The sequence below is a fragment of the Thioclava sp. ES.031 genome (assembly GCF_002563775.1).
In the GTDB taxonomy this organism is placed as follows: Bacteria; Pseudomonadota; Alphaproteobacteria; order Rhodobacterales; family Rhodobacteraceae; genus Thioclava.
Window position 1 is genome coordinate 709,678 of record NZ_PDJO01000001.1, and the last position, 12,829, is coordinate 722,506.

Here is a 12,829-nt window from a genome sequence, read left to right on the forward strand (position 1 = left end):
GTGCGCTCGGTTCGCCCTCTCTTCCATTATTTGCCCTTGGGGTAGAAGATCGGAGCGATCGGCTCGTCCTGACTTCGCAGCTCGATTGCGCGGCTTGACGAGAATGGGGGCTGTTGTCGAAAGGCGGGAGCGTTTGAAGCGATCCACGCGTCGGCGTCTCTTACTTAACGTCATCCCGGGGACATCACGCGAAATTGATGGGCGATCCGGGCGTGAGCCCTGTGCAGGTGTTGAGTTCGAGCACGTTCGTCAGAGTTCAAAGCTCTCTCATTTCAATGCGTTGCCGACGCTCCGCCGACTGTTCAGGTCCGCGCTCCGGGCTTGTTTCATTGACGACAAGGCTGGGGAGAGAGTGTCGGCGCAGTGGGCGGTTTCAGCCGCGCATGTCATGACGGCGCGCGCCGCACCTTCGGCAATGCGTGTCAACTTATAAGGTCCCATAGCTATGAAAAGCCATAAGTTGCGTGCTTCGCTCGCGTTTCATCAATTGCCCGGGACCTGCCCGGGATCGGACTGGGGGGCGTAGGGACAAAAAAAATAAGGGGTGCATTATGCGCATTGTATTTCCGGCAGCAGCGATGGCTGGGTGTTTTCTTTTATCTGCATGCATGGGGACTTCGACTGACGCGGTTTCGGGTGTGACTGGTGGGGGCGTTTCGGGTGTGACTGGTGGGGGCGTTGGCGATACGTCTGGGGCCTTGTCTGTGCCAGACATGATGAACGCAGTGCAGGGCTACGACGCTACGCAAAACCAAATCGACAAGGGCTCGCTTAAGCCGGCAGCAGACCCGACCGGCACCGCATCGATGACAGGTGTGATGGGGGTTGTGCTCCCGAACGATCCAAATAACACCGATACGATTCTCGCGGCAGGTAAGTTGGCAATGGATGTTGATTTCGATGCCGCGACTGTGACGGGGAAGGCAACCGATCTCGGCCAGTATAACGAGACGCAGAAAACCTATGTCGGTGACCTCTCAGGCTCGCTCGATATCAAAGGTAATGTCGTGAATACCAACCAAATCGACGCGCAGGCAACCGGGACACTGTCGACTGGATCGGAGACCGGCAACGTCGATCTCAACATGACGGGCACCGTTTACGATAATTCCGGCAAACTGCTCGCGCATGGGACGATGCAAGGCACATTGACAGACGCGACTGGCACTTCTCAGTTGAATGAAGGTGCGTTCCAAGCTTCCGAGTAAACACCGAAAACTGACATCGACCGGGGGCCTGACGGGTCCCCGGTTTGCCGTTCGGAGCGAAGAATGACTATTGCCTCGAGTATTCGATTCCTGGGACTCGTGCTTGCCTATGTGCTATTCGGGGTCGCGGCGGAGGGGGCGACGGTGCGCAGTCTCGCCGACTGGACAAAGCTCGGTGAGGATCTCGCCGCTCAGGGGCGGATCCCGCAATCGGTGCTCGTGCTAGGAGAGGTGATCGCGCGCCGACCCAATTACGCGCCTGCGCAACAGGCGCTTGATGGCACCTTCGCGCGCCTCGGTTCCGTGAGGCGCAGCGATAGGTTTCTGCGATACGCGATCGAGCATGATCGCAAGCATATGTCTGCCTATGCCGCCGCTTTGCAGCGCCTCGACCGGACGCACCCGTTTCGGATTTCCGCAAACTTTGGCGTGTTGCCGACCTCCAATCTCGGGCATTCCTCGTCGAGCAGGTATTTCGTCACGAACGCGGGGACATTCCTGATCAGCGACGGCGGGTCGCAGAAGACCGGTGTCGGAATCGGATTTGGACTCTATGGGGACCTTATAATCCATCCTCACCCCGGCTACCGATTTCGTTTCCGCACTGGCGCGCGTGGAGGCTGGTATCGAAGAGGGTCGTTGCGATCGATTGCGCCGATGGTATCGGCGCGCTTTGAGGCGCTCGAAGCTCCGGCTCCTTGGGGGCTCGAGGCCTTTGCACGCCGACGTGTCTATGATGGCAAGCCGAATGAGATTACTTCGGATGTCGCGACGAAGGGACTCTCTTTCGACAAGCATTGGATATTATCCAGTCGAAAACGCCTAGGCATATATATGCGTGGCGAATACCGCAGTTATCTAGAAAAGCCAAACTTGAGCGGCCCAGATTATGTGGTCGGCATGACGATCTCGCGACCGCTCGGCGATCGCATGTCTATAAGCTATGGAGTGAATCTTGAGCGGTCTCTGCCTCGGTTGGAATATCAGCGTTTCAAACGAGTATCCGCTCACGCCGGGATTACAAAGTTGATCACGAAGTCTCTTGTCGGCGGGATTGAGGTCACAGGCGATTGGCGCGGGTTTGACCACACCTTTCCCTTGCTTGGATACGCGCGGCGGGATCGAGGTCTATCTGTGACACTTTCGGCCAGGTTTTTGTCGATGAAGGTCCTGAATGGCATCCCTAAAGTGGAATGCACCATGCATCAAAGCCATTCAAACGTCGCGCTCTACAGCTATCGCTCGGTCGATTGCGGGATTAATCTCATCGCAAAGTTCTAAACGCCTAGTCAGTGGTGAACGAGTTCGAGTTTGACTGCGGTTGCAAGGGCTTCACTCGTCGTGCGTGCCTCGAGTTTCTTGCGAATGTTTGACAGATGATGGTCAACAGTTGGCAGGGAGACTGACAGATGGAAAGCTATCTGACCGCGACGTTTCCCGTTGGCGACGAGATCTAATACTTGGTGTTCGCGGTTCGTAAGCTTGCGTGAGTGAGGCTTGCACAGTGAATCTTTTTTTGTTTCTAGAAAAAGAATAACTCTGGCGGTATTCTCGACCAGCGGGATGACGTTTATCTGCCGTAGCTCTCGGAATTCTTCCCGTGGCGTATTTATAATGGTTGCCGTTGGTGCCTTTCGGGTGGTGGCATTTGTTATGGCTTCGAGGATTTTTCGGTTCTGTGTGATTGTCGAAATCGTCAGGCCATCAATATTTATGATGTTGAAGTGTTGCTTGAGGAATTCGCTTCCAGCTCGATCGTAGTTGACGATCTCTCCGCTGGATGAGACGTCAAATACAGCTTGCCTTATCTCGTGGATGGTAGTCATAAGGAATGTTTTGGAATATTTAAAACGTGCTTTTAGATAATGTAAGATTGTGGCTATCTTGTTGTTGTTGTGGGTGCAAGTTGAATTGGCGCCCTCCTGGCGTGATCGCAAAAGTGTGATGTGATTAGGATGGTCGGCGATTTTGGGTTTGCGATGCTGTTTTGTGGGTTTTTGAGTTTTATTTTTTATTTTTTCCTAATTAATGTGTGCATGTTATATAAGAAAAGTATTCTTGTGCGCGCTGAATGTGGGATTTTCGATGAGTGGCGTCGTTTTATTAATGGCGGCGGAGATTTTATATTTCAAATGCCTGGTCGATCTTAGGGTCAGGATGCATTGATTTTCGCCGCGCTGCGTAATTCACGGCTCGTAAAACGGATCGGTGACATGTCTGATCTCTTCTGGTTGAGCAACACACAGATGGCACGTCTTGAGCCCTGCTTTCCGAAGCCGCACGGAAGGCCACGGGTCGATGACGGGCGGGTGTTGAGCGGGATTATCTTCATCAATCGCAATGGATTGCGTTGGCGTGATGGCGAGGGCCGAGTCGCCACCGGTTCAAGGCCGGCACGAACGCCGCCCAACCACTCCATCTATTTACATATTAACGCGAAGCAGCCGGGCAATTGCCCGGCTGCTCCCGCTATCCACCTGACAGATTGAGGGGCTCACTGCGTCAGGTCATTTGACGATGTGCTTGAAAGGGTGTGGGTGGTTCACGCCGTCGATAGCGGTGGGGTGGAAAAGCCTGGATGGCCTTGAGGGCCTCAAGGCGGGCTGAAAAAATGGGATCACATCTCGGACAAAGCAGAGATATCAAGTAAGAAACAGACGAAGAAATATGCATTTTCGGCTCCAAGATAGCTATTTGGAGAAAATGTCGTTCCTTAATTTGAAGCGACATCCACTCAACCCTTGCGCGAGAAGGTGGCGAGAGGGCGACGGGAAGATGACGGATTTGTGTCTGACGCTTTCTTTTTTTCTACTGAACATGGTCGTGGTCCAATTGCTCCGTTTGTAATGGCGTTCGTCGAATTCTACGAGGATCTGCGCGCCTTTGCAGCCAGAGAGGTATGTCCGCAGAGCCTCGCAATCAGATAGGGCGGACTATGATCGATAGTGGGCTCCCCCATGGTAACTCACGCCTTCAAAGTCCGGTCGAGGTTGCCTCATACGCGCCCCGGCTCCCCGCCTCACTCGCCCGTTTGGTCGCCTCTCCGAACATCGCCGATCCGTCGCTCGATCGCGTCGAGCCGCAGGAGAACCTCGTCGCGATACGCATCGGTGCGCGTGGTCTCCTCTTCGGAATGGGCGTCCTGCATCGAATTCACGATCAGGCCCACCAGAAGGTTCACCACTGCGAAGGTCGTGACCATGATGAAGGGCACGAAGAAGGCCCAGGCCAGAGGGTGGGTTTCCATCACTGGGCGCACAATGCCCATCGACCAGCTCTCGAGCGTCATGATCTGGAACAGCGAATAGGCTGATTGTCCCAGCGAGCCGAACCACTGCGGGAAACTCGCGCCGAACAACTTCGTCGCCATCACGCTCGCGATGTAGAAGATGATGCCCATCAATAGGAACACGCTGCCCATGCCCGGCAAGGCGCTGATCAGCCCCTCGACCACGCGGCGCAGGCGTGGCGCGACCGAAATGATGCGCAAGAGCCTCAGTACGCGCAGTGCCCGCAGCACGCTGAAGACCTGCGCGCCGGGCAGAAGCGATACACCGACGATGGTGAAATCGAACAGGTTCCAGCCGGAGCGGAAGAAAGCTAGCCGATGCACAACGAGCTTCAGCCCGATCTCGATCACGAAGACCGACAGGCATAGCATATCGAGCAGCCGGATCAGATCGCCAGCCAAGGTCATCGCGCGCTCCGATGTCTCCAGTCCAAGAAGCAATGCGTTGAACAGGATCACGCCCGTGATCGTGTTTCTAAAAGTCGACGTGTCGAGCGTCATCGCGATCCGGTCGCGCAAGGTCATGCAGTCCCCCTCTTATTGGCCGGAGGGATATGGTCCCTGGGCGCGGCTTGCGCAACCTTACCCTTAAGCAATGAGTGCCTTACAGAAATCGCTGCACAGCATGCCGCGGCACACCTCAAGGAATGTGCGCGTTGCGACGCGTGACCAACTCGATGGGGTGAGTAATCCGTCCGCGCCGGAAGGGGAGGGGAGCCACGCCGTCATCGGGTTGGTCGATCACTGGCAGTGAATACCTATCTTGAGAATTGATCGGGCGGTGCTTTCCGAAGCAGGGTGTTCTGGTCAATCATGAAGTCGGTGGAGATCGAGTGAGCGGCGGCACCTACGGCGCGAATGATCGAGCCGAAATGCCCGGCACGGATTTCGGGGTGATAGACCCCTTGAAGATCGAGGTGAGAGAAATGCCGGTCGACCTCCGTCACTATCCTGTCGCGGATATTTTGGGGAAGCGCGCCGTCGATGATGACCGCCTCGAAATCGATCACCGCCTGTGCGGAGACGATCGCATGGGCGAGGCTTCTGGCGGCGCGCGTGATCCAGAGCGAGAGCGCCGGCTCGATGGACGACCAGTCGGCACGGTCATCATGGACCAATCCGGGGTCGCTTTGCTGATCCGCCAGGAGGCGCTCGAGCACGGAGAGCGAGGCGTGGTCGATCAGCCGATGCCCGCCGGGTTCATCGGGAATCCGCAGCGGCCCGAAGCCTCCGGAGTTTCCCGACCGCCCGGAAAAGACGCTGCCATTGAGGACGACGCCGCCCCCGATGAAGGTGCCGATGAAGAAATAGATGTAGTCCTGCTTGTCGTTGGGCGGCCCGAAAACCAGCTCGCCGCGACAGGCCGCGGTGCCGTCATTCTCGACGGAGATCGGCCCGGGAAGAAGGGAGTCCAGCTCGACTTGCGCGTCGAAGCTCCGCCATCTCTCGAGCTCTTCAGCCGGCGCGTCGAAATCTTCGGCCCAATGCCAGAGCTCGGAGGGGATCGCGATGCCGCTGGCAGCCACGTCTTCGCGCTTCAGTTTCGCCGAGCGTAGCAGCGGGCGGAGATTGTCCTTGATGAACGAGAGGAGCGCGGTCCGGGTCGGGTAATCGTGGCGCGCCGAGCGGCGGGCCATGACGGCGCCGGTAAAGTCGATCACGACCATGTCGAAGCTCCGTCGGCCGATCTTCAGGCCGAGGTAGTGTTTCGCTTCGGGGTTGAGGCGCATCGGCACGGAGGGCTGGCCCACGCGGCCCCGGACCGGGTCACCGCGCAGCAACAGGTCGTCTTGCTCAAGTGCCTTGAAGATCTCCGAGACCGCGTTGGCGGAAAGGCCGGTCGCGCGGGTCGCCTCGGCCTTCGTAAGCGTGCCGTGGCGGCGGATCAAGTGCAGCACGAGGCGCTCGTTAAGGTCTCTTACCGTGAGCTGGTTGGTGCCCATGAGCGGAACGGCATTCAGGGTTTTTTCGGGGCGTGCTGTCGTCATCTCTCACCGGACCGGGAAGGTCACGCATCGGGTTCATGCGTGGTTCGTGGATGATCGGATGCTACGCGGAGGCCCGGAGGGGCGCAAGCAACATTGAGAATTTGAACTAATTAAAAATTCATCCGAAAGTTTTTATTGACAGGAGAAAGCTCAGAGCGCTAGCTCTTGGTGGCTTCTGGGGAGGGAGGCTCCGTCGGCAGCGCGGCGGCACCGTCAAAGCGGGTGCGACGCGCATCGCGATCGGACGCGAAGACACTTTTCCATGAAGTTTGAATGGATGCACCGGATGCATCTCAGAAAGGGAGGAGACCTGACATGATGAAGAAAACCGCAATTCTCGGTGCAACCGCGCTTGGCCTGATGGCGACGGGCGCTTGGGCGGAAACCACCGCCTGCCTGATCACCAAGACCGACACCAACCCCTTCTTCGTGAAGATGAAAGAGGGTGCGACGGCCAAGGCGAAAGAGATGGGCATCACGCTCAACACCTATGCGGGCAAGCTCGACGGCGACGTGGAAAGCCAGGTCGCGGCGGTCGAAAGCTGCATCGCGGCAGGCGCCAAGGGTATCCTGATCACCCCGTCCGACAGCCGCGCGCTTGCGCCTGCGGTCACGAAGGCGCGTGACGCCGGTGCGCTGGTGATCGCGCTCGACACCCCGTTCGAGCCCGCCGACACCGCCGATGCGACCTTCGCCACCGACAACTTCAAGGCAGGCGAACTGATCGGCCAATGGGCCAAGGCGAAAATGGGCGACAAGGCCGCGGATGCGAAGATCGGCTTCCTCGACCTCAACCCGAGCCAGGTCTCGGTCGATTACCTGCGCGATCAGGGCTTCATGAAGGGCTTCGGCATCGACATCAAAGATCCGAAGAAGATCGGCGACGAAGACGATCCGCGTATCGTCGGCCATGACGTGACCAACGGCAACGAGCAGGGTGGCCGCACCGCGATGGAGAACCTTCTCCAGAAAGATCCGGGCATCAATGTCGTCTACACGATCAACGAGCCCGCGGCGGCCGGTGCCTATGAGGCGCTGAAATCGGTCGGCATGCAGGATCAGGCGATCATCGTTTCGGTCGATGGCGGCTGCCCGGGCGTGCAGAACGTCAAGGAAGGCATCATCGGCGCGACCTCGATGCAGTTCCCGCTGAAGATGGCCTCGATGGGTATCGAAGCGATCGCGGCCTTCGCCAAGGACGGCACCAAGCCGCAGAACTCCGAAGGTCTCGACTTCTACAACACCGGCGTGACGCTGATCACCGACCAGCCGGTCGACGGCGTCGACTCGATCTCGTCGGAAGAAGGCCTGAAGCAGTGCTGGGGCTGATCCCCGCCTGAAAGATCGGAAGGGGCCGCCCGCGCGGTGGCCCTTTCCATTGGGCCGGGTGACGGCCCTTCACTCCACATTGCACATAGAGGATGACGGACATGACCCAGACCGTTCCGCCTCGCGGCCAGTCCTTCGAGCACGGCCTCGACCAAAGCGACAAGACTGTCGCGGCCTTCAAGACTAAGAAGCGCGGGCTTCTCGGCACGATCCAGCACGGGCTGCACGGCAATCCGACGATGGTGCCGGTGATCGTGCTGCTGTTGTCCGTCGCCGTTTTCGGCCTGGTCGCAGGGGGCAAGTTCTTCTCCGCCTTCAACCTGACCCTGATCATGCAGCAGGTCTCGATCATCGGGATGCTGGCTGCGGCGCAATCGCTGATCATCCTGACTGCAGGCATCGATCTGTCGGTGGCGGCGATCATGGTGCTGATGTCGGTGATCGCCGGCAACCTTGCCGTCTATATGGGCGTGCCCGCACCGATCGCGCTGCTGATCTCCTTCGCAGGCGGCACCGGCGCCGGTTTACTGAACGGCTTCCTCGTCACCAAGGTGAAACTGCCGCCCTTCATCACCACGCTTGGCACCTGGTCGATCTTCTACGCGCTGAACCTGTGGCTTTCGGGCGCGCAGTCGATCCGCTCGCAGGATATCGACAAGTTCGCGCCCCTTCTGAAGTTCTTCGGCAACACGATCACCGTCGGCAATGCGCGACTGACCTATGGGTCGGTCCTGATGGTCGTGGTGTTCCTCGTGCTCTGGTATCTGCTGAACAAGACCGCCTGGGGCCGCCACGTCTATGCCGTGGGCGACGACAAGGACGCGGCGGAACTGGCGGGCATCCGCACCGACCGCACGCTGCTGTCGGTCTACGGTCTGGCCGGGCTCGTCTGCGCGATTGCGGCCTGGGCATCGATCGGCCGCGTGGGCTCGATCTCGCCGCAGGCCTTCTACGAGGCGAACCTGCATTCCATCACCGCCGTGGTGATCGGGGGCATCTCGCTCTTCGGCGGGCGCGGCTCGATCCTCGGCGCATTGTTCGGGGCGCTGATCGTGGGCGTGTTCCAGTCGGGGCTGCGGCTCGCGAATGTGGACGTGCTCTGGCAGGTCTTCGCCATCGGCTGGCTCATCATCATCGCGGTCGCTATCGACCAATGGATCAGAAAGGTTTCGGCATGACGCAAGAACCCATTCTCACCGCACGCGGTCTGGTCAAACGCTATGGCCGCGTCACCGCCCTCGACGAATGCGACTTCGATCTCTACCCGGGCGAAATCCTTGCCGTGATCGGCGATAACGGGGCCGGAAAATCCTCGCTCATCAAGGCGATTTCCGGGGCCGTTACGGCCGACGAGGGCGAGATCAAGCTCGAAGGCAAATCGATCTCCTTCAAGAGCCCGCTCGAGGCGCAGGATGCCGGGATCGCGACGGTCTACCAGACGCTGGCGCTCTCTCCCGCGCTGTCGATCGTCGACAACATGTTCGTCGGGCGCGAGTTGCGCCGCGCCGGTCCGATGGGCAAATGGCTGCGGATGCTCGACAAACCCGCGATGCGCGCCTTCGCCCGAGAGAAGCTCAACGATCTGGGGCTGGCGACCATTCAGGACATTGATCAGGCGGTCGAGACGCTGTCGGGTGGTCAGCGTCAGGGCGTGGCGGTGGCCCGTGCGGCGGCTTTCGGGTCGAAGGTGATCATCATGGACGAGCCGACGGCGGCGCTCGGCGTGAAAGAGAGCCGTCAGGTGCTCAACCTGATCCTCGATCTCAAGGCAAAAGGTCTGCCGATCATCCTGATCTCGCACAACATGCCGCACGTCTTCGAGGTGGCGGATCGGGTCCACGTCCACCGGTTGGGCAAGCGGCTTTGCGTGATCGATCCGAAGAACCATTCTATGTCGGATGCGGTTGCCTACATGACCGGCGCGAAGCAGCCCGATGACGTGAACGAGGCAGCCTAAGCGATGGGCGCGACCAAGGCACAGCTGGAGGCCATTCTCGATCTGGTCGACAGGCAGCCCCGTGATCACGGGCGAGTTTTGATTGCCATCGCGGGACCGCCCGGTTCGGGGAAATCGACGATGGCTGAAGCCGTGACCGTGGCCCTGAACGCCCGCGGCCGCGCGACGGACGCGGCGGCTCTGGTGCCGATGGACGGGTTCCATCTGGACAACGAAGAGCTCGACAGGCGGAACTTGCGCACGGTGAAAGGGGCGCCCGCGACCTTCGATGTGGTGGGCTTCAGGGCATTGGTGCGCCGGTTGCGCGATGACCGGACCGAGATCCGCTACCCGCTGTTCAGCCGCGCGCAGGACCGAACCCTTCCGGAGGCGGGCGTGCTGCCCCCGGACCGGCGGATCGTGATCGTCGAGGGGAACTACCTGCTGTTTGGCGCCGGTGACTGGGCCGGGCTCGCGCGGTTGTTCGACGCGACCGTGATGCTCGCGCTGCCCATGGAGGTGCTCAAGGCCCGGCTCGTCTCGCGGTGGATCGAGCATGGGCTGTCCCCCGAGGACGCGCTTGCCCGGGCCTGCCGGAACGACCTCGAAAACGCGCGCCGTGTGCTCGAGCAGAGCGTTGAGGCCGACCTCACCCTTACCGGTCATTGCACCGGTGAGCCGAGTTGACGACGAAAGGAAAACGACATGAAGATTTTCGCTGACACCGCCGATATCGAGGCGATCCGCGCGCTTGCGGAGGCGCATCTGATCGACGGGGTGACGACTAATCCGAGCCTGATCGCCAAGAGCGGCGCACATATTCTCGAAGCGATCGCCGAGATCGCCGCGATGGTCGATGGCCCGGTCTCCGCCGAAGTCGCGGGCACCGATTACGAGACGATGATGCGCGAGGCGGCGGTGCTCGGGAAGATCGCATCCAACGTCTGTATCAAGTTGCCGCTTACTATGGCGGGGCTCCGGGCTTGCCGCACCCTTCGAGAAGAGGGCCGCGAGACCAATGTAACGCTGTGCTTTTCGGTAAATCAGGCGCTCCTTGCGGCGAAAGCCGGCGCAACCTATGTCTCGCCCTTCGTCGGTCGCCTCGACGATATCAATCTCGACGGCACCCAACTGCTCCGGGATATCCGGCAGGTGTTCGACACCTATTCTACGCTGGACACGCAAATACTGGCGGCATCCTTGCGGTCTGCAAATCACGTCACCGGAGCTTTGTTAGCGGGAGCGGATGCCGGCACCCTACCGCCCGGATTGATCGGGGCACTCGTCAAGCATCCGCTGACCGACAAGGGGCTCGAGACTTTCACGGCGGACTGGGCCGCGACCGGGCAGAGCATCCTCTGATCACAGGTTAGGAGTCGTAAGGCGTTGCGTGCGGATGAGTTTGGTTGCCAACCGGAGAGGCGAGCTGACCGTTTTCAATCTGTGATCATGTCAACATTTTCTCGGTGGTTCCGACGCTTGGATAAACATGTGCATGTTGTGCCAAGTTGGGACATCCTCCGCGTTGCGGCATTCCTCTTGCAGCGATGACCTATTTCAAGCTTGATAAATATGTAGGCTACCTACAGCAGCACGGAGGCTTCAGATGACAAGAATGTTGGCCTCCGTCTGGGCGCTACTCTTAGGCATCGTGCTTATCATGCTCGGTAACGGGATGCATTTTACCCTGATGGGGCTGCGCGGCGGGATTGAAGGGTTCTCCTCGGCGGAGCTATCTATCGTGACCTCAGGCTACTTTCTCGGTTTCCTGTCTGGCGCGCGTTTCACTCCTGTCCTGATCCAACGGGTTGGCCATGTGCGCGTCTTCGCGGCGCTGGGCAGCTTCATGTCCGCGGCCCTGATCGCATTCACATTATGGGCAGAGCCTTGGTCATGGACCGCTCTGCGTATCCTCATCGGTTTTTGCATGTCGGGCATCTATGTTGTTGCCGAAAGCTGGCTCAACAATGCCACCACGAACGAAAACCGCGGCAAGATGCTCTCTGCTTATATGCTTGCCCAAACGATGGGCATTATCGCGGCACAGGGCCTACTTACGCTCGGCGACGCGGCCAATGCGGCACTTTTTATCGGGGCATCGATCCTAGTGTCTATCTCCTTTGCGCCGATCTTGCTCTCGATTCAGCCTGTGCCCCCTGTTGAGGTGGCCAAACCCGGCGGTCTCAAGGAGCTCTTCGCCGCCTCTCCGCTGGGCACCATCGGCATTTTCCTGTTGGGGAGCATCTATGCGAGCCAGTCAGGGATGGGGGCGGTTTTCGGTAGCGAGATCGGCCTGAGTGCCAACCAGATCGCACTCTTCGTGGCGATGCTCTTCGGTGGCGCAATGCTGATGCAGGTGCCCATCGGCTGGCTGTCTGACCGGCTGGACCGACGCAAGGTGATCTGCGGCACGGCGTTTCTTGGCATGGTGGCCTGCGGGATGGGTTGGATCGCACAGAGCCCGCCTGCCTGGCTCTTTTCCGACCCACTGGTTCCGATCATGGGCGCGGCCTTCTTTGCCGGTGGTACGACCACGCCGCTATATGCGCTACTTCTAGCTTATACCAACGACAACGTGCCCGCCGAGGACATGCCAGCGACCTCGGGCGGTCTGGTGTTCACTTTTGGCCTGGGGGCTATTATCGGACCGATAGCGGTAGGTGTTGCCATGGATGCTTTCGGCCCGTTCTTCTTTTGGATCGTACTCGGCGGCACTTTCTCGGCTATCGTGTTCTACGCACTCTATCGCATGAGCCAAACCGAGGCGCTCCCGGCATCAGAGACCGATGCCTATTTGAACCTTGTGCCCACGGCTTCCGCGGTCGCGGTGGAGGACGCAGCCAACTGGGCTGCCGAAAACGCAGAGACCGAAGAGACGGCGGGCTAGGTATCCAGTCCCGCCGCAGAACGGCGCGGACCAGGACTGCTTCAGGATTCCGTCTGACTTCGACAAGGCGCTCATCGATGGTCGGTCGAGTTCTCGATCCGTCGTGCGGTGAGGCCGCGTCCTCCACACATTTTCCGGATAACTTGGAGTGCGACTTTCTGAAATGGTGCGAACGTGTGGTGTGGGTCGTCC

The 12,829-nt window shown here is 59.3% G+C and carries 11 protein-coding genes and 1 pseudogene; 9 read left to right on the forward strand and 3 right to left on the reverse strand.

All coding sequences use genetic code 11. The annotated features are described in order from the left end of the window. The first annotated feature begins 713 nt into the window (after positions 1–713). On the forward strand, positions 714–1,208 hold the full coding sequence (locus tag AXZ77_RS03535) for a hypothetical protein (protein ID WP_098410056.1): 495 nt from the start codon (positions 714–716) through the stop codon (positions 1,206–1,208). Between the two features lie 63 nt (positions 1,209–1,271). Then, positions 1,272–2,489 carry a surface lipoprotein assembly modifier gene (locus AXZ77_RS03540; RefSeq protein ID WP_098410057.1) on the forward strand — a complete coding sequence of 406 codons (1,218 nt, stop codon included), beginning with the start codon at positions 1,272–1,274 and terminating at the stop codon, positions 2,487–2,489. An 8-nt stretch (positions 2,490–2,497) separates the two neighbouring features. Here the strand turns inward: AXZ77_RS03540 and AXZ77_RS03545 are convergent, their stop codons facing one another. Further along, positions 2,498–3,034 carry a helix-turn-helix transcriptional regulator gene (locus tag AXZ77_RS03545; RefSeq protein ID WP_098410058.1) on the reverse strand — a complete coding sequence of 179 codons (537 nt, stop codon included), beginning with the start codon at positions 3,032–3,034 and terminating at the stop codon, positions 2,498–2,500. A 387-nt stretch (positions 3,035–3,421) separates the two neighbouring features. Here AXZ77_RS03545 and AXZ77_RS03550 point away from each other — a divergent pair. Beyond that, positions 3,422–3,568 (forward strand): annotated as a pseudogene (locus tag AXZ77_RS03550) (transposase); the annotation flags it as partial. Positions 3,569–4,227: 659 nt separating this feature from the next. On the opposite strand, the gene AXZ77_RS03560 reads toward AXZ77_RS03550, so the two are convergent. Together AXZ77_RS03560 and AXZ77_RS03565 are read right to left on the reverse strand one after the other, a co-directional pair. Then, on the reverse strand, positions 4,228–5,022 hold the full coding sequence (locus AXZ77_RS03560; RefSeq protein WP_098410060.1) for an ion transporter: 795 nt from the start codon (positions 5,020–5,022) through the stop codon (positions 4,228–4,230). Positions 5,023–5,255: 233 nt separating this feature from the next. After that, positions 5,256–6,485 (reverse strand): ROK family transcriptional regulator, encoded by a 1,230-nt coding sequence (locus AXZ77_RS03565; RefSeq protein ID WP_098410061.1) that lies wholly within the window; start codon positions 6,483–6,485, stop codon positions 5,256–5,258. Positions 6,486–6,803: 318 nt separating this feature from the next. Between AXZ77_RS03565 and AXZ77_RS03570 the strand changes: the two genes are divergently transcribed. The 6 genes from AXZ77_RS03570 to AXZ77_RS03595 all read left to right on the forward strand — a co-directional run bounded on the left by AXZ77_RS03570 (position 6,804) and on the right by AXZ77_RS03595 (position 12,637). Beyond that, positions 6,804–7,814 (forward strand): sugar ABC transporter substrate-binding protein, encoded by a 1,011-nt coding sequence (locus AXZ77_RS03570; RefSeq protein ID WP_218000507.1) that lies wholly within the window; start codon positions 6,804–6,806, stop codon positions 7,812–7,814. Positions 7,815–7,915: 101 nt separating this feature from the next. After that, complete coding sequence (locus tag AXZ77_RS03575; RefSeq protein ID WP_098410063.1) at positions 7,916–8,992, forward strand: ABC transporter permease; 1,077 nt, start codon at positions 7,916–7,918, stop codon at positions 8,990–8,992. After that, positions 8,989–9,771 (forward strand): ATP-binding cassette domain-containing protein, encoded by a 783-nt coding sequence (locus AXZ77_RS03580; RefSeq protein ID WP_098410064.1) that lies wholly within the window; start codon positions 8,989–8,991, stop codon positions 9,769–9,771. Before AXZ77_RS03575 ends, AXZ77_RS03580 begins: the two co-directional genes overlap by 4 nt. Before the next feature lie 3 nt (positions 9,772–9,774). Then, the gene (locus tag AXZ77_RS03585; protein WP_141536214.1) at positions 9,775–10,437 is read left to right on the forward strand and encodes a uridine kinase; all 663 of its coding nucleotides are present in this window, start codon (positions 9,775–9,777) and stop codon (positions 10,435–10,437) included. A gap of 18 nt (positions 10,438–10,455) precedes the next feature. Next, entirely contained in the window at positions 10,456–11,112 is a 657-nt protein-coding gene (fsa, locus tag AXZ77_RS03590) for a fructose-6-phosphate aldolase (RefSeq protein WP_098410065.1), read from the forward strand. A 244-nt stretch (positions 11,113–11,356) separates the two neighbouring features. Continuing rightward, a complete protein-coding gene (locus AXZ77_RS03595) occupies positions 11,357–12,637 on the forward strand; it encodes an MFS transporter (protein WP_098410066.1) in 1,281 nt (426 codons plus the stop codon). Positions 12,638–12,829: the final 192 nt, after the last annotated feature.